This is a genomic window from Cecembia lonarensis LW9 (assembly GCF_000298295.1).
Taxonomy (GTDB): Bacteria; Bacteroidota; Bacteroidia; order Cytophagales; family Cyclobacteriaceae; genus Cecembia; species Cecembia lonarensis.
In genome coordinates this window covers 1-22,484 of sequence record NZ_AMGM01000040.1, presented here as the reverse complement: position 1 = coordinate 22,484, position 22,484 = coordinate 1, and the positions used below count along the sequence as shown (strand labels likewise).

Annotated in this window: 19 protein-coding genes; 8 read left to right on the top strand and 11 right to left on the bottom strand. The window is 39.9% G+C overall.

Annotation, left to right across the window (positions count from 1 at the left end; translation table 11 throughout):
* Positions 1–166: 166 nt before the first annotated feature.
* The 3 genes from B879_RS12615 to B879_RS12605 form a co-directional block, all read right to left on the bottom strand.
* Positions 167–2,758 carry a DNA gyrase/topoisomerase IV subunit A gene (locus B879_RS12615; RefSeq protein WP_009185574.1) on the bottom strand — a complete coding sequence of 864 codons (2,592 nt, stop codon included), beginning with the start codon at positions 2,756–2,758 and terminating at the stop codon, positions 167–169.
* 90 nt (positions 2,759–2,848) lie between these two features.
* Entirely contained in the window at positions 2,849–4,738 is a 1,890-nt protein-coding gene (locus B879_RS12610; RefSeq protein ID WP_009185573.1) for a DNA topoisomerase IV subunit B, read from the bottom strand.
* Positions 4,739–4,772: 34 nt separating this feature from the next.
* Positions 4,773–5,267 carry a hypothetical protein gene (locus B879_RS12605; protein ID WP_009185572.1) on the bottom strand — a complete coding sequence of 165 codons (495 nt, stop codon included), beginning with the start codon at positions 5,265–5,267 and terminating at the stop codon, positions 4,773–4,775.
* Positions 5,268–5,545: 278 nt separating this feature from the next.
* Between B879_RS12605 and B879_RS12600 the strand changes: the two genes are divergently transcribed.
* The gene (locus tag B879_RS12600) at positions 5,546–5,962 is read left to right on the top strand and encodes a hypothetical protein (RefSeq protein ID WP_009185571.1); all 417 of its coding nucleotides are present in this window, start codon (positions 5,546–5,548) and stop codon (positions 5,960–5,962) included.
* A 10-nt stretch (positions 5,963–5,972) separates the two neighbouring features.
* Here B879_RS12600 and B879_RS12595 read toward each other — a convergent pair whose 3' ends face one another.
* A complete protein-coding gene (locus B879_RS12595) occupies positions 5,973–6,899 on the bottom strand; it encodes an ROK family protein (protein ID WP_009185570.1) in 927 nt (308 codons plus the stop codon).
* Between the two features lie 49 nt (positions 6,900–6,948).
* On the bottom strand, positions 6,949–7,434 hold the full coding sequence (locus B879_RS12590) for a YkgJ family cysteine cluster protein (RefSeq protein WP_009185569.1): 486 nt from the start codon (positions 7,432–7,434) through the stop codon (positions 6,949–6,951).
* Positions 7,435–7,547: 113 nt separating this feature from the next.
* Between B879_RS12590 and B879_RS12585 the strand changes: the two genes are divergently transcribed.
* On the top strand, positions 7,548–7,907 hold the full coding sequence (locus B879_RS12585) for an arsenate reductase family protein (protein WP_009185568.1): 360 nt from the start codon (positions 7,548–7,550) through the stop codon (positions 7,905–7,907).
* Here B879_RS12585 and B879_RS12580 read toward each other — a convergent pair.
* The gene (locus B879_RS12580) at positions 7,904–8,731 is read right to left on the bottom strand and encodes a CvfB family protein (protein WP_009185567.1); all 828 of its coding nucleotides are present in this window, start codon (positions 8,729–8,731) and stop codon (positions 7,904–7,906) included. The genes B879_RS12585 and B879_RS12580 overlap by 4 nt on opposite strands.
* Before the next feature lie 151 nt (positions 8,732–8,882).
* Here B879_RS12580 and B879_RS12575 point away from each other — a divergent pair, with 151 nt between their 5' ends.
* Positions 8,883–9,773, top strand: a complete 891-nt coding sequence (locus tag B879_RS12575; protein WP_009185566.1) for a 3-hydroxyacyl-CoA dehydrogenase family protein — start codon at positions 8,883–8,885, stop codon at positions 9,771–9,773.
* A gap of 59 nt (positions 9,774–9,832) precedes the next feature.
* Complete coding sequence (locus B879_RS12570; RefSeq protein ID WP_009185565.1) at positions 9,833–10,450, top strand: deoxynucleoside kinase; 618 nt, start codon at positions 9,833–9,835, stop codon at positions 10,448–10,450.
* A gap of 269 nt (positions 10,451–10,719) precedes the next feature.
* Here the strand turns inward: B879_RS12570 and B879_RS12565 are convergent, their stop codons facing one another.
* Both B879_RS12565 and B879_RS12560 read right to left on the bottom strand, forming a co-directional pair.
* Positions 10,720–11,364, bottom strand: a complete 645-nt coding sequence (locus tag B879_RS12565; protein ID WP_009185564.1) for a DUF7255 family protein — start codon at positions 11,362–11,364, stop codon at positions 10,720–10,722.
* Between the two features lie 5 nt (positions 11,365–11,369).
* Positions 11,370–11,828 carry a DUF2452 domain-containing protein gene (locus tag B879_RS12560; protein WP_009185563.1) on the bottom strand — a complete coding sequence of 153 codons (459 nt, stop codon included), beginning with the start codon at positions 11,826–11,828 and terminating at the stop codon, positions 11,370–11,372.
* A 367-nt stretch (positions 11,829–12,195) separates the two neighbouring features.
* Between B879_RS12560 and B879_RS12555 the strand changes: the two genes are divergently transcribed.
* The 3 genes from B879_RS12555 (at position 12,196) to ggt (ending at position 16,749) form a co-directional block, all read left to right on the top strand.
* Positions 12,196–12,528 carry an Hpt domain-containing protein gene (locus B879_RS12555; protein WP_009185562.1) on the top strand — a complete coding sequence of 111 codons (333 nt, stop codon included), beginning with the start codon at positions 12,196–12,198 and terminating at the stop codon, positions 12,526–12,528.
* Positions 12,529–12,668: 140 nt separating this feature from the next.
* Entirely contained in the window at positions 12,669–15,029 is a 2,361-nt protein-coding gene (locus tag B879_RS12550) for a S9 family peptidase (protein ID WP_009185561.1), read from the top strand.
* 1 nt (position 15,030) lies between these two features.
* On the top strand, positions 15,031–16,749 hold the full coding sequence (gene ggt, locus B879_RS12545; protein WP_009185560.1) for a gamma-glutamyltransferase: 1,719 nt from the start codon (positions 15,031–15,033) through the stop codon (positions 16,747–16,749).
* Positions 16,750–16,792: 43 nt separating this feature from the next.
* Here the strand turns inward: ggt and B879_RS12540 are convergent, their stop codons facing one another.
* A complete protein-coding gene (locus B879_RS12540; protein ID WP_009185559.1) occupies positions 16,793–18,193 on the bottom strand; it encodes an alpha/beta hydrolase family protein in 1,401 nt (466 codons plus the stop codon).
* A gap of 45 nt (positions 18,194–18,238) precedes the next feature.
* On the opposite strand from B879_RS12540, the gene B879_RS12535 reads away from it, so the two are divergent.
* The gene (locus B879_RS12535; protein ID WP_040400633.1) at positions 18,239–18,457 is read left to right on the top strand and encodes a DUF3820 family protein; all 219 of its coding nucleotides are present in this window, start codon (positions 18,239–18,241) and stop codon (positions 18,455–18,457) included.
* A 52-nt stretch (positions 18,458–18,509) separates the two neighbouring features.
* On the opposite strand, the gene B879_RS12530 is transcribed toward B879_RS12535, so the two are convergent.
* A complete protein-coding gene (locus tag B879_RS12530; RefSeq protein ID WP_009185557.1) occupies positions 18,510–20,138 on the bottom strand; it encodes a S8 family peptidase in 1,629 nt (542 codons plus the stop codon).
* Positions 20,139–20,466: 328 nt separating this feature from the next.
* Positions 20,467–22,062, bottom strand: a complete 1,596-nt coding sequence (locus tag B879_RS12525) for a S8 family peptidase (protein ID WP_009185556.1) — start codon at positions 22,060–22,062, stop codon at positions 20,467–20,469.
* Positions 22,063–22,484 lie beyond the last annotated feature (422 nt).

Here is a 22,484-nt window from a genome sequence, read left to right as displayed (position 1 = left end):
TTTTCTTATTAAAGTTTTGTATTACGAGATTAAGAAAATGTATTTATTTCAAGTTAAAAAGCAGCTATTTTTACTGATTGTCATAGTTTAAAACAATTGCAACCCGTCGGTAAAAAAACCCGGCAGAAAATTTACTTTTTTTCTGCCGGGTTTTTGGTAAATATTACTAAAATAATCCTAGTTGTTCTTCATCGTCTTTTTTGATTTTAAAGGAAACGGTTGAACCGACTTCTACGTCCTCCTGTGGCTCTGTTTCTTGATTTGCATTCTGATCAATCACCTGTACATCTACTACTTGATAGGAGGTCAGTTTGTTGCCTATGGTCTTCCAACCTTTAACATCAATCAACATGTCGAGATCAAACTCTAACGTCTCTTTCTCCTTTCCTTTCAGGACGTTAACTTTTACCTGTGGTTGTTTTTCGGTTGAAACCACCAAAAGACGGGATAGTCTGTGATCAGAAATTACGTTGAATTTTTTATTCATGGTACTTGTCTCTATTAGAAAACGCTTCACGTAATGCGTTTTGCCAGCACCATCATAATAAACAATAGAGATTACTTTTTCGGGATCAAATTTTTCAATCAAAAGTACGTCTTTGGCTTCGTAGCGATTGGTCAATTCAAATGAGGTGATTTCATAGTCTCCGTTTTTGTAGAAGACAATGATTTTATCTTCACCCAAGAAATTACCGATCATTTGACCCCTTTGGTCTGTATTAAGTCTACCAATAGACCCATCATAGTAGATGTCCAAGCCTCCCAAAGTAGATACCCCTTCCATCTTCAGCTGAATCTTTCTAATGGGATATTTGGTCAAAATATTTCCACCGGCATTTCTACCTTTGATTTCAATGGTACTGAAATCAAAATCAAAGACCTTGATTCTGGCTTTGGCACCTTGGGTAAGGTATACCGTGACAAGTTCAGCCTCACCATTTGGATTAGCCGTCATGTACAACACCTTTGAACCCTTGGTTCCTTTTGTTAGGTCATACTCCCTGTCCCTTGTAACTGCTAGTACCTGAAATCTTTTGACCATGGCTTTGCCTGATGTGCCATCCAAATAAATCAGGTTATATACCATTCGCTCATCCCCTTTCCTAAATACCGCTACATGTATGATATCTTTACCCACAAAACCTTTTTCCTGAATTCTAGTCACCACGCATTTGCCGTCTCTACGGAAAACAATAATATCATCCAGGTCGGAGCAATCGCAGATGAATTCATCCTTTTTAAGGCCATACCCAACAAATCCATCCGCCCTATTGACGTAAAGTTTGGCATTATTGGCTGCCACTACAGTGGCTTCAATCGTATCAAAAGTTCTGATTTCAGTCTTCCTCTCTCTTCCTTTGCCATATTTTGTCAAGAGGTTTTCATAATACTTGATGGCATATTCAGTCAGGTGCTTCAAATTGTAATTAACCTCCTTGAGTTCGTCCTGAAGCCTGCGCATCAGCTCATCTGCCTTGAAAGCATCAAATTTGGAAATCCTTTTGATCTTGATTTCTGTCAGGCGAACGATATCATCTGTTGTAATCTCCCTGTAGAAATCAGGTTTGAAAGGATCTAAACCTTTGTCTATGGTCTGAATGACAGCATCCCATGTTTCGCATTCCTCTATGTCCCGGTAAATCCTGTTTTCAATGAATATTTTCTCCAAAGAAGAAAAGAGTAATTTTTCCATCAACTCTCCTTTTCGGATCTCCAGTTCCCTTTTGAGCAGGGCTCTGGTCTGCTTTGTATTATATGCCAAAATCTCATTGACAGTAAGAAACACAGGTTTCTCTTCAATGATCACACAGGCATTAGGAGAAATGCTTACTTCACAGTCAGTAAATGCATAGAGGGCATCGATGGTCATATCCGGTGATTGCCCTGGCGCCAATTGGATCTGTATTTCTACATCCTTGGCCGTATTGTCTACTACTTTCTTGATCTTTATCTTTCCTTTATCATTGGCTTTGATGATGGAATCAATCAAGGAATTGGTTGTTGTACCAAACGGTATATCTTTGATTAATAGTGTTTTATTGTCCCCCTCTTCAATTCTTGCTCGAACTTTGATTTTACCCCCTCTTAACCCCTCATTGTACTCAGTAAAATCAGCCAAACCACCAGTGGGAAAGTCTGGCAAAACGTTGGTCTTTTCACCTTTAAGAATAGCAATGGAACCTTCTATCAATTCGCAGAAGTTGTGGGGCAATATTTTGGTGGATAAGCCTACGGCAATCCCCTCTACTCCTTGCGCCAACAACAGTGGAAATTTCACAGGAAGTGTGATGGGTTCCCGCTTTCTTCCATCATAAGAAAGTTGCCATTCGGTGGTTTGGGGATTAAAGACTACTTCCAGGGCAAACTTTGAAAGCCTGGCCTCAATGTATCTAGCTGCTGCAGCAGAATCTCCGGTACGGATATCACCCCAGTTGCCCTGAGTCTCTATCAATAAATCCTTTTGCCCCATATTAACTATGGCATCACCAATGGAGGCATCTCCATGTGGGTGATATTGCATGGATTGTCCTATGATGTTGGCCACCTTGTTGAACCTGCCATCATCCATCTCTTTCATGGCATGTAGGATCCGTCGCTGTACAGGTTTCAATCCATCTTCAATGGCAGGAACAGCCCTTTCTAAAATCACATAGGAGGCATAATCCAAAAACCAGTCTTTGTACATTCCGGTTACAGGAATGGAGTCATGTAAACTGTCTTCCTTTTCCTCAGGATTATTTGGTGTATTATCGCTCATTTAATTTTTTGATTTCTCAATATTGCCTATTCAAGCAATAGCTAGGTTTTCATATCAATGAATTCAGCATTGGCCAATTGGCCTTTAAGTTTAGGCCGCTTCTACTTCTGTTTGCTGCGCAGGATCATCAAAAACAATATCCTTCTCAATTTTAAGGTTATCGATGATAAAATTCTGCCGGTCGGGCGTATTTTTACCCATATAAAAGTTGAGAAGGTCTGCAATCTTGGTTTCCTTACTCAAAATAATGGGGTCAAGTCTGATATCTTCTCCGATAAATGTGCCAAACTCTTCAGGAGATATTTCTCCTAGACCTTTAAACCTGGTTATTTCCGCGGATTTACCCAACTTATGAATGGCCCTTTGCCTCTCTTCATCGGTGTAGCAATAGATGGTTTCTTTTTTGTTTCTGACCCTAAAAAGAGGCGTGTCGAGTATAAATAAATGTCCATTCTTCACAAGATCAGGGAAGAACTGAAGGAAATAGGTCATTATCAGAAGCCGGATATGCATACCGTCTACATCTGCATCAGTGGCTATCACAATTTTACGATATCGCAAACCCTCTATACCATCCTCAATATTGAGGGCATGCTGTAAAAGGTTGAATTCCTCATTTTCATAAACTACTTTTTTGGTCATTCCGTAGCAATTCAGGGGCTTGCCACGAAGCGAGAAAACTGCCTGTGTCTGCACATCTCTTGACTTGGTAATAGAGCCTGAGGCTGAGTCACCTTCTGTAATGAAAAGCATGGTTTTGTTTTTCATTTCATCATCTCCCTTGGGATCGTCGTAATGAACCCTGCAATCCCTAAGCTTTTTATTGTGCAAATTGGCTTTTTTGGCCCTTTCATTGGCCAATTTCTTGATGCCTGAAATTTCTTTCCTTTCCCTTTCGGATTGAAGGATACGTTTCAGCAGGGCATCTGCCACAGCCGGGTTCTTGTGTAGGTAATTGTCAAGTTCAGTCTTTACAAAATCATTCACAAATGTCCTTAAGGTTGGCCCATCAGGTCCTACCGTTTGTGATCCAAGTTTTGTTTTTGTCTGTGATTCAAAAACAGGTTCCTGAACACGGACAGCTATTGCTCCTACTACAGATTGCCTCACATCCGAAGCATCAAAATCTTTTTTATAAAACTCTCTTAGGGTTTTAACCAATGCTTCCCTAAAAGCCGCTAAATGTGTACCCCCTTGTGTGGTAAACTGTCCATTGACAAAGGAATAATATTCTTCACCGTACTGATTAGAGTGGGTTAAAGCCATTTCTATGTCGTTGCCCTTGAGATGGATAACCGGATACCGAATGCTGTCTTCATCTACCTTTCGCATCAAAAGATCGAAGAGCCCTTTTTCCGAGAAAAACTTTTTACCATTGAAATTGATGGTCAAGCCGGCATTCAAAAAGGCATAATTCCAAATTTGATTTTCCAGATATTCCGGAATAAAGTGATAATTTTTGAAAACGGTAGGATCAGGTGAAAATATGATTTTAGTACCATTCCTCTCTGAACTTTTATCGATCTTTTTATCCTCAATCAACACCCCTTTTTCAAATTCAGCGACTTTAGTTTCCCCGTCTCTGTAAGATTGAACCTTGAAATATTCAGATAGTGCATTCACTGCTTTGGTACCTACGCCATTAAGGCCAACAGATTTTTGAAATGCTCCGGAATCATATTTTCCCCCTGTATTGATTTTGGAAACGCAATCAATAACTTTCCCCAGGGGTATCCCTCTGCCATAATCCCTTATTTCCACCCTGTGTTCAGAAATTTTGATGTCAATGGTACGCCCATAACCCATCATATGCTCATCGATACTGTTGTCCACCACTTCCTTGACCAACACATATATACCATCGTCCTGAGCACTGCCATCCCCTAATTTGCCAATATACATGCCCGGCCTTAAGCGGATATGTTCTCTCCAATCCAGAGATTTGATACTGTCTTCGGTATATTGAACCTTTTCTGCCATTTATGTTAATCCTAATTGTTGTTGCCTGTTCGTATTAAGGTTGCTTTTTAATGCTTTTAAATTTTTGTATGAGGATCCAAAAGAGTCCAAGTATCCAAACTACAAAAAATATGGGAACCAAATAGAAGAAGAATGTAAATTCACTGGTTGCCATTTCATTTTGATTATTGATACTGAGGACAAAGATTCCCAAAATACAAAGGGAAACATTGATAATGCCAACGAAACTGTAAATCCAAGTAAGCATATAATCCCTGAAAACGTCTCCAGTGGGGAATAAACGTTTTAGGTTAGCGGTACTTTGATTTTCTATCAGCTTGCCTGGTGCTATCAATAAAACGTTCAGGACTAAAAATAATATTATTCCAGTGTAAAAAAATGAACTTTTGGTCATGATTTTAATTCCTACACCATCCTCGTTCAATTGATACGATACCAAGTCAGGTAATGAAGCATATATGTAAAGGAATGCGAAAACGAAGAAAAGAACTGAAATGAAATGAAATGCTTTTCCGAATCTGTAATACATGTTTAATATAATTTAGGTCGCTAATATAAATATTAAAAAGGACACAAAATTGAAACTGTTTTTAGGATTTTGGGTTTTTAAAAGAACTTAGCATGGACAAATAATAGAAATTGCTGATAATGAAGAAGGTTTCAAGGCCAATTTATGGTATTTACCTTATATATAAATTTTTCAGATCCATTTCCAGACACATATTTTCAGCATCTAAAAAGTAAATGATTAAAAATGAGCTGCTGCCTTTCATGCTTTGCTAAACCTTACTTTCTTTGCAAACACTTATGAAAAATTCAAATACCATCAGATTCATCAATATGGCTTTTAGCCTGCTTTTATGTGTTTTTTTTGCAGGTTTAAACATGCAATGTTCTTCAAAAGTAAAGATTGAGGGACTGGATTTAGAGCTATGGAAACAGGACAGAAATGGCTGTCTAGGTTTGAGAGCCAAAGACCTGGAAGCTTTCAGGGAAGTGAAGAATGAATTTTTGGCCAAAGATAATCAGGCTTTGATTAAAACATTCGGCAGACCTGATAAAGTGGAACTGGCTGACCGTAGTCAGACTTTTTTCATTTATTTCATTGAGCCAGCTCCTGCCTGTGAGGACACTGAAAGCGTTGATACCCCATTAATGGTCATTTTCAGGCTCAATGCCATCAGCAGGGTAAGTGAGGTTACCATCAGCAATCTAGCGCCATAAACTTGGTCTTTTATTCTTCCATAAAACAAAGTGCCGCTGCACCCAAAGTGCCGGCGTTGTTTTCAAGAGTAGCTTTGATCAAATTCAGGTCTTTGACATAATAAGGTGTAAGGTATTGTCTCACCGTCTTTTCCATTGAAGGCATCATAAACTCCAAACCTGCAGAAATCCCTCCTCCGAAATATACATGCGTCACATCAAGGACACGAATGGTAGAAACAATCGCTTCTCCCAGAATTCTACCCACCTCTTCAAATACCATCAAAGAAATTTCATTACCCGCTTTGGCTGTATCCACTAAAAGATGGGTGCCTAATTCTTTATTTTCCAATTCCCCTACTAACCTAGGATAAGCCTGGATAAACCTGTCCAAAATTCTGAGAATCCCGTTCCTTCCTATTAAAGTTTCTAACCCTTGGTTTCCTCTGGAAAGCATGTGGCCCATCTCCATGGCATTGCCTCTACACCCTTTAAATATCTCGCCATCTAATACCAGCGCACTCCCAATACCAGTTCCCATGGTGATAAACAAAAAGTTCTCGGGCGGATTGTTTTTTCCAAACCTGTATTCACCTATTGCAGCTGATGCAGCATCATTTTCCAGAAAAAAGGAAATATGGCCATATTTTTTCTTAAGCTCTTCTTTTAATGGAAAACCATTCAGTGCTGGAATAGCAGGGATTTCAAGCGTGGTTTTTCTATCTTTAGATATCAAACCCGGTAAGCCAATCCCAACTTTTTTTATGTCGGGGAACTTGGCAAGAATATCCCCCATCCCCTCAATAAATCTATGGTTAAAACCTTTAGGGTCGTCCCTGTATGGAGCGGTATCTATTTTTTCAAATGAAAGGATCTCTCCGCTTTTGTTCACTAACCCAATTTTAAGATGGGTTCCGCCGACATCAACGCCTAAAAAGTGTTCTTCGGATTTATTCATGGTTATTTCTTCAATAGGTTTAGAGCCCTAAGTTAAAAAAGAGATTGACTTACTTCCTAAAATCTTTTTGAAAGTCTTGAAATATTTCAAAAACAGCAGGGCAAACCAGGGAATTTTTTAAGGTTAAATTCAATATGCCATGCATATTTTTTCTGTTGGTATGTGGATATTCCCTGCATGCTTTGGGGCGGTCTTCGTAGACGAGGCATGTATTGTCTTTATTTAAAAATGGACAAGGTGAAGCATTTAGGACATAATCCCCATCCTCATCTAGGTGTAGGTATGTGTCCAAAAATTTTGATGGCTTCATTTTGAAAACTTTGGCCAAACGCTCAATATCTGTCCGTATAAAAATTGGACTTGTTGTTTTGCAACAATTGGCACACTGAAGACAATCAATGGTTTTAAATTTTTCTTCATGTGCAAAAGAGAATGCCTCATCCAATACCTGGCCTTTCAGTTTTCTCAGCTTAGATAAGAGTTTTTTATTTGCTGGAAATTCAGATTTACTGATATGTTCAAAATTTTCTAACATCAATAATTAAATTATAAATTTTTTATTCTGAATATTTATTTTAATTAGGTAAATATTTTGAAAATTCAATTTTAATTCGTAGTTTATATTGTTGAAACTAAACCCAAAATGCTATGAAAACTCACCCCAATGAACTCTTCTTTTACTATAACCCAAGTCATAGTATAGACAAACAAACACGTGCCTATGCACAATCCCTCACCAAACACATCAATGAAATTAACATTGAGCGTGAGCGGATCACATTGACCGGATGGAGATCCATTCTGGACAAATTGAATTTAAGGCCAAAGGACTTACTCAACCGGGCCCATCCGGATTATCAGGCAAAAATTGCAGGGAAAACCTGGGATGATGAAGGTTGGCTTCAGATTTTGACCAAATACCCCCATCTGATCAAAGCACCCATAGCCATTAAAAGGAACAAAGCAGTGCTTTGTACCACGCCCAACAGGGTTTTGGAATTGGATTAAACCAATTCAATTCCGTCGTCCTGAATCCGTATTTTTTTTGCCTTATACAGTTGACCAATGGATTGTTTGAAGTGCTTTTTGCTCATTCCCAACAATTCTTTGATGGCTTCTGGGGATGATTTATCATGAAGGGGTAAGAATTTCTGATCTTTTAAGATTTCCAGGATTTTTTCAGCCCCTTCCTCGTATTTTTCCCTACCAATAGGGAGAAGTTGAATATCTAACTTGCCATCATCCCGCTTTTTCTTAATAAATGCCCTAAGGGTATCACCAATTTTTACTGGCTGAAATATTTCATTTTTATAGAGTAGTCCTTCAAAATTACCCTCTATCAGGACTTTAAATCCCAAATCTGTTTCCTCAAATAACAAAACTTCAGTTTCCTGACCTTCCTGAAAACCCTGAGTATCTTTGATCAAAAAATCTTCATACTTTGAAACACCGATCAATCGATTGGTTTTGAAATCTTTGCAAACCCTTACCAAATATCTGCTGCCCTTTTCCATGGGTTTTCGCATTTCTGCTTTGGGGACAAACAAATCCTTCGGCAATCCCCAATCCATAAATGCTCCAAACTTGGTGATTTCTTTGGCTTCCATGACGGCAAACTCGTCTAAAAGTGCCTTTGGCCTATTGGTTACGGCCACAGGTCGGTCTTCGCTGTCTGTGTATACAAAGACTTCTAATTCCTGACCTTCTTTTTCAATTCCTGTTAAATAACTTTTAGGCAAAAGTACTTCTCCCCCTTCCTGCAATGCAAGGTAAGCACCATTGGCTGTAAATCTATTGATGAGCAGGCTGCTCTGTTTTCCCAGTTCTTTCATTCCCCAAATGTAACTAAATTATGTCATTAGGAATTGGAAATACTTTTGTTTCAAATTAGATTTGAGTCCTAAATCTCGGAGAAAATCCATATTGTTATGGACATTTTTGCAGAAATTTTGTTAATCATTTGAATACTAAACCCAAATCGACATGAACAATATATCAGTAATCGGCTCAGGAACAATGGGCAACGGAATAGCGCATGTATTTGCCCAGTATGGTTATAAGGTATCTTTGATAGACATTAATCAGGCCGCCTTGGATAAAGCCTTAGCTACCATTTCCCGGAATATGGACAGACAAGTAAGTAAAGGTTTGATTTCTGAAGAAGATAAAAATATGGCTTTTGGAAGAATCAAAACTTTTAACTCGCTGAAAGAAGGTGCCGCACATGCAGACCTGGTGATTGAGGCCGCTACGGAAAATCTCGATATCAAACTGGAGCTTTTCAGACAGATGGATGAAATTTGTAAAGACAGTGCCATATTGGCCAGCAATACTTCATCTATATCCATCACTAAAATTGCAGCGGTTACTTCCAGACCTAACCAGGTCATTGGGATGCACTTTATGAACCCTGTCCCTGTCATGAAATTGATAGAAGTAATCAGAGGTTACGCTACATCTGATGAGGTGACTTCCCGCATTATGGATCTATCCAAAAAATTAGAAAAAGTCCCGGTAGAGGTAAATGATTATCCAGGTTTTGTGGCCAATAGAATCTTGATGCCCATGATCAATGAAGCTATTTATACCTTGTATGAGGGTGTGGCGGGAATAGAAGAAATCGATACGGTCATGAAATTGGGTATGGCTCATCCTATGGGACCTTTACAACTGGCAGATTTCATAGGTTTGGATGTCTGCCTTTCCATATTGCGTGTGTTGTATGAAGGATTTGGAAACCCTAAATATGCACCATGTCCGCTTTTGGTCAATATGGTAGAAGCTGGATACAAGGGGGTGAAAACCGGAGAAGGTTTCTACAAATACACCCCTGGCGTAAAGGAATTTATCGTTTCCCCACAATTTAAAAAATAATTTAAGCTTTACTTTATCAATTACACTTAAGTAATTGATTATTTACACCATATAATAAAATGCATATAGCTGTATCTGGAAACATCGGAAGTGGAAAAACAACCCTGACCATCAAACTTGCCAAACATTACGGTTGGCATGCTGAATTGGAAGCGGTAGAAAATAATCCCTATTTGGCCGATTTTTATGAGGATATGAAGCGATGGTCTTTCCATTTACAGGTTTACTTCCTGAATAGCCGTTTCAATCAGATCAAAAGAATCAGAGATAGTGGTCAATCTGTTATTCAGGACAGGACAATTTATGAAGATGCCTATATCTTTGCGGCTAACCTGCACAAGTCCAAACTGATTACAGAAAGGGATTATGACAATTATCTGAATCTTTTCCATTCGATGATCAATTTTGTGAAGGCACCTGATTTATTGATATACCTGAAAGCAGATATTCCAAAACTGGTCGGTCAAATTGAAAAGCGGGGCAGACATTACGAAAATGCCATCAGGATTGATTATTTAAAAAATCTTAACGCGCATTACGAAGACTGGATTGCAGGTTATGATAAAGGAAAGCTCTTGGTCATTGATGTCAACGAGATGGACTTTGTTGCCCATCCGGAAGATTTCTCTTCTATTGTAAGCCGTGTGGACAGAGAAATGTACGGTTTGTTTGCTTAAACCAAAAGTACTGGATAAAATGCCCTGTCCCTTCGACAGGGCATTTATTTTTAAACCCGAATTATGCATTAGGGTTCGTAGTAGCCTGTCCCGATGACAATCGGGAAGAGTTTAAAACACAAAAGAATCAAGCATTTAGCGAATGAAGCATGGTCATCTCTATGGTGAATGCGCTAAATGCAGTGAAATGATTGATTATGTCCGCCGCGGCGGATAAGCTCGTAATAACTTGTGCGCCGTGGCGTAGTAATTCTAATGCATATTTCGGGTTAAACCAATTTTCTATTTAGCCATGCAACTATTGCATCCCGGTGAGATTCAGAAGGATGCAGTAAAAGGTCATCAATTTTTTTGAGACTTCCCCCTATCATCAAATTTTCATACATGGGAATACGTATCAACTTATACCCATGTAATCTGCTAAGCAGATCATATTGGGCATCATTGTATGCATTTAACTTCCAACCCGCTGAACCATTGCCTGTAAGCTCTCCTATGGCCTCACTTTTTCCAAAAATGCGTTCAGCTATTGGGGGGCCATACCATACCCGTTCCTGTGCACCAGCCTTTAGGCATTCCCTCTCGAAACCCCGACAAAGTCTTTTATAAGCTTCAAGCCAAGGAAAATTAAAAGTAACATAAATACCTGTTTTCAAGGTGTTTAACCTAAATCTATTAAAATGAACTTCATCATCATAAATGACTAAAAAGCGGTGGATTTTAAAATCAAATTTAAGCTTTTCTAATAACGGAGGAGTACCATTTCCCCCCAATTGGACAAAGAGTTCCTCTAAGAACTCCTCCCCTTTTCCTTTGAGGTAAGAATTATTTACATCTAATCTATAGTCATAATCTACGGGTAATTCTGAATCCTTCAAAATTGTACCCAGATGACTGACTTTCAAACTGTGCATTTTGCTTAATTTCCTCTTATTATTTCCCAGGTGTGATCTGCCAGAAGTTTAACTTCGGCAATAAATTTGGAATATCTTTTTTTCCTTCCCCATTCTTCGGGAGCAACCATACTTAAAAAGTCTTTTCCATCTTCTTTTTCGTATAAAAAATAATGATGGTTAATCAAAGGTTCAAAGGCTATGGAGCTCTGATAAATCCTTTCAGAAACCTCTACCCTCTTTTGAATGGTCTTGGCTTGGTCTGCCAATAATTGCATCTGCTGATAAATCTGCGCCATCTGCATATCTGTTTGGGAATGCATGGCCGCCACCGCCCTTCCAGTAATCTTCCCCTTATCCTCTGGCTTGATAATGGCACTTCCGGATTGGTGTGCATAAGGTAAAAGTCCGGGGTTGTCCGTGGTCTTTTCCTTCATTTTTTCCAGATCAATCCTCTCAATATCTATTTTCTTTTCTTTACCCATGCTATTTTATTGAGTCCGAAGGTGCTATCCTTTCCTTGAGATTACCCTTTGAACCGGGGAATGTTGTTCTTTTGGATATGTCAATACTTACCCAAATTATGATTAACATAAAAATCCCGGCGATGATGACAAAGATAACTTTATTCCTGCTCATATTTTCTTACAACCAAATACCTCAATAAACGGTTTATTTTTGCACAAAATTAAAATTAAGGACTGTATTAAAAAATTAAAAATGAACCCATTCCACAAGACTTGGGAACTGTGAAGTCCTCTTTTTTTGGAAAAAACAGGATACAATTTTTTTATTTATTTGAAATACATAAATTTGTGTAAATTATGCATAATTTATGCCAAATTAGTTTTTATGTATCAACTGATAAGTCCACAGACAATCATACAGTATTTTGGAGATGATGATAAAGAAATGTTGCAGGAAATGGTACAAATAATTTTGGACACCAATCTGAACGACTTAAAACACCTTCATCCACATTATGAGGAAAAAGATTTTTCAAGCATCAAAAAGAAATGTCATAAGGCTAAGCCTAGTATGAGTTATGTGGGTGCGGTAGAAACAAGAAAACTCTTGGAAAAAATTGAATCCGATCTGGAAAATTCCAGACCTACCTACGAGGTTTTATTGGAGCACATTCATATCATTGATAAAGAATTGAAACATTTTTTAGATAACCTGTGATGTTAAAAACTTTTTAATCCTTCGATAACTTTTTTGTACCGTATTACTTTTTTTAGCCGCATATTTGAAGAAAGAGCCCATTCGCTCTTTTTATCGAACTTTATGGGTAAATATATTTATCATTACAAACCACAATCCATATGAATAGCGTGAAGGCTTGTTTTTCAATTTGCTTATTTCTTATTCAATCTATTTTATTCGCACAAGAGCTGAGTGTGGAGAAAATCATGCAAGACCCCAAATGGATGGGGCATTTTCCATCGACTATCAGTTGGGATGAAAAGGGAGAAATAATCTATTTCAATTACAATCCGGAAGGAAACCCTGCTGACTCACTCTACAAAATCCACTTAAATAATCCAACGAAGATTGAAAAAGTAAGCTTGGCAGAAAGAAGGGCTTTGGTTCCACCCTATGCAGATACCAATAGGGCTAAAAATAAAAAAGTTTTTACTTCAGGCGGTGATTTGATTACATATAATATAGCTGAGGGGACAAGAAATGTCATACTTGAATTTGGTGACCGGATTTCCAATGCGAGGTTTCTATATGATGAAAACAGGATTGTTTTTCAGGCGGGCAACAACCTGTATGTTTACGATCAAAAAAACGGAAAACTTCAAAAAGTAAGCCGTATCAATACCGGAAATAAGCCAGATGAAAAAAAGGATAACCTAGCAGAAAGAGAAGCATGGTTACGGGATGACAACCTGAATCTCTTACAAGTAGTCAGGGAAAGGGAGGAAAAAAAGGAGGCTGGAAAAGCCTATAGGGATGCTACTGCCGAAAAGGAAAGGTTTTCCTACTATTTGGGCAATAGGCAGATGGCCAACCTTCAACTCTCCCCCTCTGAAAAATTTGCCACTTTCAATATAATCACAAGGGTAGACAACAAAAGAACCAATGTACCGGATTACACAGATGCCTCGGGTTATACCACCAATTTGCCTACCAGGTCAAAAGTGGGTGATAAACCTTCTAAGATAGAATTGGCCATTTACAATTTTGAAAAAGATACGGTTTATTTGGTCAAGACAGACGAATTGCCGGGGATAAAGGATTTACCTGATTATGTAAAAGACTATCCTGAAAAAAAATGGGAAGCAAAAGTGCGTGAAGTAATTCCTTCCGCTGTTAATTTTTCTCCTGATGGAAAATATGCCGTTGTTAATATCCGCTCTGTGGACAATAAAGACCGCTGGATTGCCCAATTGGATTTAGAAAAAGGAACATTAAAAAGTCTTGATCGACAAAGAGATGAAGCATGGATTGCCGGCCCTGGAATAGGCTGGAGTATGGGGGGAGGAACCTTTGGTTGGCTTCCTGACAATAAGCATATCTATTTCCAATCAGAAGAAACTGGTTATTCCCATCTGTATATTCTGGATGTTACTAATGGCCAAAAGAAACAATTGACCAAAGGAAACTTTGAAGTATTTGATCCTAAAATTTCAAATGATGGGAAATTCTGGTACCTCAGCACCTCAGAAGTACATCCCGGTGAACGCCATTATTATATGATGCCTTTGATGGGTGGAAAATTGGAACAATTGACCAGCATGACTGGCAACAATGATGTGGTACTCTCCCCTAATGAAAAGCATATGGCCATTCTCTATTCCTACAGTAATAAGCCTTGGGAGCTTTACTTGCAGGAAAATCTACCAAATGCCAAGCCCAAGCAACTAACAGATGGAAAATCAGAAGCGTTTAAAGCTTACCAATGGAGGGATCCTGAGTTGGTTCAATTTAGGGCTGAAGATGGGGCCATGGTGCCGGCAAGACTTTACCTGCCAGAAGCTAACAAGAAGAATGGGGCTGCTGTAATTTTTGTCCATGGAGCCGGATATTTGCAAAATGTACATAAGTGGTGGTCCAGTTATTTCAGAGAATACATGTTTCATAATCTTTTGACTGACCTAGGTTATACCGTTTTGGATATTGATTACCGTGGATCTGCTGGATACGGTAGGGATTGGAGAACGGGTATCTATAGACATATGGGAGGAAAAGACCTTTCTGATCAGGTAGATGGGGCCAAGTTCTTAGTATCCCAACATGATGTTGATCCTGGAAAAATCGGTATTTATGGTGGTAGTTATGGTGGCTTTATCACCTTGATGGCCTTATTTAATGCTTCTGACACTTTCAAATCCGGAGCAGCCCTCAGGTCTGTTACCGACTGGGCACATTATAACCATGGATATACTGCTAATATTTTAAATGAACCCTTCAATGATCCTATTGCTTACAGAAGATCCTCTCCCATCTATTTTGCAGAAGGGTTTAAAGGGCATTTATTGATGGCCCATGGTATGATTGATGTGAATGTCCACTTCCAGGATGTTGTCCGCTTGGCGCAAATACTGATTGAGCTAGGTAAGGATAACTGGGAAATGGCTGTTTACCCGGTAGAAGATCATGGTTTCGTTGAACCCAGTAGCTGGACAGATGAATACAAGCGGATTTTGAAATTATTCAATAACACCTTAATTGATTAAGATGAGAAGCCACCCTAAGCTAAAGTTTGCCTTTTCTTTCATATGGGCTTTGGTGTTTATTTTTACTTCTTCCTGCAAAGATCAATTAGCCACAGATGATGCCGGAAGGGGTTTAATAGCAGAAAAAGCCATGGTGGTTTCTGCCAGGGAAGAGGCCTCTAAAATTGGTTTACAAATTATGGAGAAAGGTGGTAATGCCTTTGATGCCATGGTGGCCACTGAAATGGCTTTGGCCGTCGTATTTCCATTTGCGGGAAATTTGGGTGGTGGTGGATTTATGGTGTACCGTCTTGCTGATGGCACCATAGGATCCATTGATTATCGTGAAAAAGCACCTCTAGCAGCCTCCAGGGACATGTATTTGGATGAGGAAGGCAATGTCATTCCAGGGCTTAGCACATTAGGTGCCTTGGCTGTGGGAGTGCCTGGAACAATTGCCGGCATATTTGAAGTACATCGAAAATTAGGTACACTGCCCATAGAAGAAATCCTGGCTCCTGTCATCGCATTGGCTGAAAAAGGGGCGGTTGTTACCGAAAACCAAGAGAAAAGACTGGCCAATAGTAGGGCGGACATCATCAAGGTAAGCGGTGAGAATACCCTCTTTGCCCAAGAATTTAAGGCTGGTGATACCATCAAATACCCCGCATTGGCCGAAACCTTAAGACGAATCTCTCAAAACGGAAGGGATGAGTTTTATAAAGGAGAAACAGCAAGCAGGCTGGTCCAATTTATTCAGGAAAAGGGAGGTATTATCACTTGTGAGGATTTGGCCCATTATGAAGCGCAGTGGCGGGATCCCATTCAGTTTTCCTATAGGGATTATCAGATCATTTCGATGGCGCCACCAAGTTCCGGAGGCATTACCTTGGCACAAATCCTTGGCATGTTGGAGCCATTCGACCTAAATGCAATGGGCCATAACAGTCCGGACTACATTCAAATATTGACCGAAGCGGAAAGAAGGGCTTATGCTGACAGGAATTTTTATTTGGGAGATCCCGATTTTGTGGAAATTCCCACGGAGGTCCTGCTGAGCAAAAGTTACCTGAATGAGCGGATGGCTTCCTTCAATCCAGAAAAAGCCACCCTTTCCTCTGAAATTTCGCATGGAATTATTCAATTTGTAGAAAGTGATGAAACCACCCACTACTCCATAGTGGATCAATTTGGCAATGCGGCAGCCATTACCACAACCCTTAATGGCGCTTATGGTTCGAAGCTATACCATGATGGTTTGGGCTTCTTTCTCAACAATGAAATGGATGATTTCAGCGCTAAAGCTGGAATTCCCAATATGTTTGGACTTATCGGTGCTGAGGCCAATAGCATCGTGCCCGGAAAACGCATGTTAAGTTCTATGACCCCTACTTTGGTTGAAAAAGATGGAAAGTTATTGATGGTTGTGGGAACACCGGGAGGTTCAACCATCATCACTTCGGTTTTGCAAACCATCCTGAATGTCATTGAATTTGGGATGACCATGCAGGAAGCGGTCAATGCACCCAGGTTTCATCACCAATGGTTGCCCGATTACATTAATTTTGAACCGGAAGGCTTCCCTTCAGAAGTATTGGAAGCCTTGAAAAGTAAAGGTTATCTTATTAATGAGGGCTATACACCGATTTTGGGAAAGGTGGATGCCATTCTGGTCCTTCCTAATGGAATACTGGAGGGCGGAGCAGACCGTAGAGGTGATGATGCTGCGGCAGGGTTTTAAGAAAATGGCCAGTCTTTTTAGTAAAAGGACTGGCCATTTTAATTTAATTCAGTTCTAATATAAATTTCGCTATATCCTTCAAAACTTCCTCATTGAATGTTTCTTCAATTTCAGCATACTCTGCAACTGCCCCTGTCTGGGCACTTTGGAAAAGGTGATTCAAGTTGGGATAAACTTTAAGGGTTAACAGGTCATCCTTCCCTTGAAATAGCTGGACCAACCTATTGCCGTTCTGAGCTGCATTCACCTGCACATCTTTCCCTCCAAAAGCAGCAAAGACAGGTATCTGGATTTGTTCAATAAGGGCTTCTGGGTTGGTACGGATAAAGTGGTAAAACCAGGGATTCAAGCTTCTTTCCAAAGCTGGGATCAGGTTATTTATTTGCTCTTGCTTGAGTTCGGCCGACATGTCATAGGTGCCCACTACTTCATTGACTAATGCTTTTACCTGAGATTTTGCCTCTTCCAAATTTTTGCTTTCTTCAACCATTTGGTAAAATCGGCTGTTGATTTTCACTTGCTGTTCTACCAATGCTTTTGGATTTCCAACAGACCTCGATACATCTTCTGTCTGTTTTTTCATCAGGTCTGGAATAGGAACCACCGGTCCTGCCAAAGCCAATACAAATTTCAAATCCGTATTTTCAGTATTGGCCGCCATCACCCAAGCAATCAATCCGCCTTCGCTATGGCCGATCATTCCTGCATTTGACTTATCGACATAATCAAAGGAGGTTAAATGGGCAAAAGCTGCTTTTGCATCTTTCGCAAAATCTGAAGTGGTTGCCTGCGAAAAGTTTCCTTCTGATTCTCCTACTCCCCTTTCATCATATCGGAACACTACAATTCCATGGCTGGTCAGGTAATCTGCCATCACCCAAAAAGGTGCATGCCCAAAAATTTCTGAGTTCCTGTTTTGGGGCCCTGAACCTGTGACCAAAATGACAGCTGGAAAAGGACCAGCACCTTGAGGTTTGGTGATGGTGCCATAGAGGCGGTTGCCCAGGGAGTTGACAAAATGGGTTTCAATGATTTCATATTCAAATGGCGCTTGGGGTTCCTGAGGCCTTTGGACAGCATTTTCTCTAGCATTATCATCTACCTTTAAAAGGTCTAAAGGTAATGAAAGGCCAGATTGCTTGAAAGTTCCCTGAATTTTTGCCTCTACAAAAAGTCCTTCATAGCTAATAACTCCTCCCCCGATTTCAAAGGCCAGCATTAAGCCATCAAAAAGTACTTTGGACATGGGAATTCCCATGGCACCTTGGCTTGGACTGTCCATCTTTCCTGTCCATTGGCCATCCTCTTTTTCAAAGTGGAAAAGCAGAGGGATTTTTTGTCCCATAACTTCTAATTCAGCTTTCCAGCTCCCTGTAAGCTCCTGTCCTATGGTAGGCTGAACCAAGAAAACGAGTAGAAGAATTACTAAATGTATTTTTTTCATTTTTCAAAGATGTATTCCCTGCGAAATTATCATTTACTTTGGATTATGGATAAAGAAATTTTGATGGATTTAGTTACTAAGACCATGCCTTTTGGAAAATACAAAGGAAAGCTACTTTGTGATGTGCCGGAGCATTATCTTGTTTGGATGAAAAGGCAGGGTTTTCCAGAAGGAAAATTAGGGATGTGGTTGAATACACTTTATGAAATTCGAGTGAATGGATTGGAGGAGATTTTGACTAACCTTAAAAAAATGAAATCATAAAAAAACCACCATCCAATTGGAAGGTGGTTTATAGTTGTAACTTGTTAAGTTTTTAAAATGAAATCGTAACAGCATTAGAGCAAGATGCTGACGATCCTGCCTCGCAAACCGTATAGGTCAAGGTACCGCCACCTCTGAAGTTAGTCTGATCCACATATGAACCTGAATTGTTAACAGTGGCGATTTTGGTTCCATCTCTGTATATATCAACTTGAGAAGTAGTGGCTCCTGACCAGCTCAAAGAAGCTCTCCATCTGCCTTGAACCTTGGTTCCAGAACCGCTTAATTGAATAGAGGCATCTCCATCATCACCTCCGGTGTCACCATCATCACCACCGTCGTCGCCTCCATTATCACCATCATCACCTCCATTATCGCCATCGTCACCTCCATTGTCGCCACCGTTATCTCCACCAGCGCTTTCACCCAAAGAATACAGCATGTGATTGTTGGCTGTCCTGGAATTGCTGACAATATTTTTGGTAGAAGTTTCAGTCAAGAAATTATATACCGCTTGAGATGACGCTGAAGGATTGGCCTGTAAGTACAATGCGGCTACACCGGCCACATGAGGTGCAGCCATTGAAGTACCGGAAATGGTATTGATAGCAGTAGTGCTGGTATGCCATGCTGCGGTGATAGAAGCCCCTGGAGCAAAAATGTCCACGCAATTCCCAAAGTTCGACCAAGAGGTTTTTGAATCTGATGTGGTGGTTGCACCAACCGTGTAGGCTCTTTCCGCCCCTGCCGGAGATACGGTGCATGCATCTATATGTCTTCCTCTTCTATCCCCGTTTCCAGCTGCTACAATTACTGGTACTCCTGCATTATACATCCTAGCTACGGCATCATTAATGGCAGAATTAGACCCTCCTCCTAAAGACATATTGGCTACGGATGGACCATTTGCATCAGCAGCTACCCAATCCATACCGGCAATAACCCCACTCCAAGTACCTGAACCATTACAGTCCAAAACTCGAACCCCTACTAGGGTAACATTTTTAGCTACTCCAAAGGCACTTCCACCAACAGTTCCGGCCACATGGGTACCGTGACCGTTACAATCTTCTGACGTTCCTCCAAAAGCATCAAAACCTCTTTGAGCTCTTGTTCCAAATTCCACATGATTCGTTCTGACACCGGTGTCAATGATGTAGGCTTTTACACCCTGACCAGTGGCATTGTAAGTATAAGTACCGTTTAAAGGAAGGGTTCTTTGATCTATTCTGTCCAAACCCCAGGTAGCGTTATTTTGTGTGGTCGAAAATGCATAAACATAACCATCAGGCTCTATATACTTGACCATAGGATCATTTTCCAAGGCTTCCAATTGGTCGCCTGAAAGTTTGACTGAGAATCCAGTCAACAAGTTTCCAAATACCTTGTCAACATTTTCTTCTTCAATGTTATACCGGGAAACCAGTTCATTGGCAGCGATCCGCATACCGGCCTGAACAGCATCATAATTGTCTGTTCTTCTAAAACTGAGGGTACTTTCATGCATCACCACGATATATTGTCCCGGAATAAATCCATCTGGACCCATGGTGCTGATGTTTTCTAAATCATTAATGGTTACCTCTTCCTGCACATCCTGACAGGCAGTAAAGGTGAAGGCTATTCCTAGCGCAATAAGCCATATTTTAGGTAAAGGGTTATTCAAAATTTTATTCAACATCTTTCAATAATTATGGGGTTTATATTTTAAATAATTTAAACTTACATATACAAACCTACTGTATTTTTTTAACTATGCAGTGTCAAAAGCCTGATTTTTAAGCATTAAACATGCATTAAAATGCATTATATTTACATGAATACGCTTTTCAATAATTAAAGTAGGGGTTTTAAAAATTGCGTGTAAAATGTCCCAATAAACGCTTTTTTAAATAAAAAAAACGGGCCGAAACTTTCATTTCGACCCATTCTACTAAATTAGATTGTAAAGTAAGTTTTTAAGAATTTACTTTCACTAGATTCTCCCTACTATCTTATACGAGGATTATTTAGAAGGTAATCGTAACAGCATTAGAGCAAGATGCTGACGATCCAGCCTCGCAAACAGTATAGGTCAAGGTACCGCCACCTCTGAAGTTGGTCTGATCCACATATGAACCTGAATTGTCAACAGTGGCGATTTTGGTTCCATCTCTGTATATATCAACTTGAGAAGTAGTGGCTCCTGACCAGCTCAAAGAAGCTCTCCATCTGCCTTGAACCTTGGTTCCAGAACCGCTTAATTGAATAGTGGCATCTCCATCATCACCTCCGGTGTCACCATCATCACCACCGTCGTCGCCTCCAGTGTCACCATCGTCGCCTCCTGTATCACCACCAGAACTTTCACCCAATGAATAAAGCATATGGTTATTGGCTGTTCTGGAATTGCTGACAATATTTTTGGTGGAAGTTTCGGTCAAGAAGTTATAAACCGCCTGAGATGAGGCAGAAGGATTGGCTTGTAAAAACAAAGCTGCTACACCGGCCACATGAGGAGAAGCCATTGATGTGCCGGAAATGGTATTGATAGCAGTAGAACTGGTATGCCATGCAGCTGTAATACTTGCACCAGGTGCAAAGATATCCACACAATCTCCATAGTTAGACCAAGATGTTTTGGAATCTGTATTAGTGGTTGCACCTACTGTATAAGCCCTTGGAGCACTAGCAGGAGAAAAATTACAAGCAGGCTGCTCTCTTCCAAGTCTATCTCCATTACCCGCAGCTACAATAACCGGAACACCGGCATCATACATTCTCGCGACGGCCTCATTAATGGCAGTTGAAGCTCCACCACCTAAAGACATGTTGGCTACAGATGGACCATTGGCATCTGCCGCTACCCAATCCATACCGGCAATAACGCCACTCCAAGAACCTGAGCCATTGCAGTCCAATACCCTTACTCCTATTAAGGTGGTGTTTTTAGCAACTCCATAAAGATTACCTCCCACTGTACCGGCCACATGTGTACCATGACCGTTACAATCCTCTGAATTTCCTCCAAAAGCATCAAAGCCGCGCATCGCTCTACCTCCAAATTCCACATGGTCTGTTCTGACACCGGTATCAATGATGTAGGATTTCACGCCCTGTCCTGTTGCATTGTAAGTGTAAGTACCATTTAAAGGAAGGGTTCTTTGGTCAATTCTGTCCAAACCCCAGGTAGCATTGCTCTGAGTGGTTGAGATAGCATATACATAACCATCAGGTTCAATGTACTTGACCATGGGGTCCTTCTCTAAGGCTTCTAATTGGTCACCAGACAATTTCACAGAAAATCCTGTCATTAGGTTTCCAAATACTTTGTCCACGTTTTCTTCCTCAATGTTATACCGGGCAACTAATTCATTGGCAGCAATTCTCATCCCTGCCTGAACTGATTCATAATCATCAGTTCTTCTAAAATTCAGGGTACTTTCATGCATCACCACGATATATTGTCCCGGAATAAATCCATCTGGACCCATGGTGCTGATGTTTTCTAAATCATTAATGGTTACCTCTTCCTGCACATCCTGACAGGCAGTAAAGGTGAAGGCCAATCCTAGGGCAAAAATTCCTGCCGGCCTGAGCATGTTTTTGTAAATTGTTTTTAACATGATTTAAATTAATTAATGGTTTTTAAATGGTTGGACTTAACAAGTCCGTTCCTAACTTAATCATTTTGTTTTTATTTTTTAGCAAAAAATATATCCTTTTTACCTATTAATTTACAAAATCCAAAATTCACGAGTTGAAAAACAGAAAATATATAAATTAATTTTAACCATTGCTTTTCCCATCTTAGAGAGCAAAAGATTTTTTAATCAATTGTTTAACGATAAAATAAACCAGGTGCGGAACTTTTTAAGGAATTCCATACCTTTGTTTTTGTAACATTATTGCAAAAGCTTGTCACGCCGACTCCTTCCATATTTAATCCTTTGCATTTTTATTTTTTCCAGCATCAATTCCATTGCCCAGTCCATTCATGCTGGTTTTAAAGGAAGGGTGCTTGATGATAAGCGTATGCCCCTAGAGG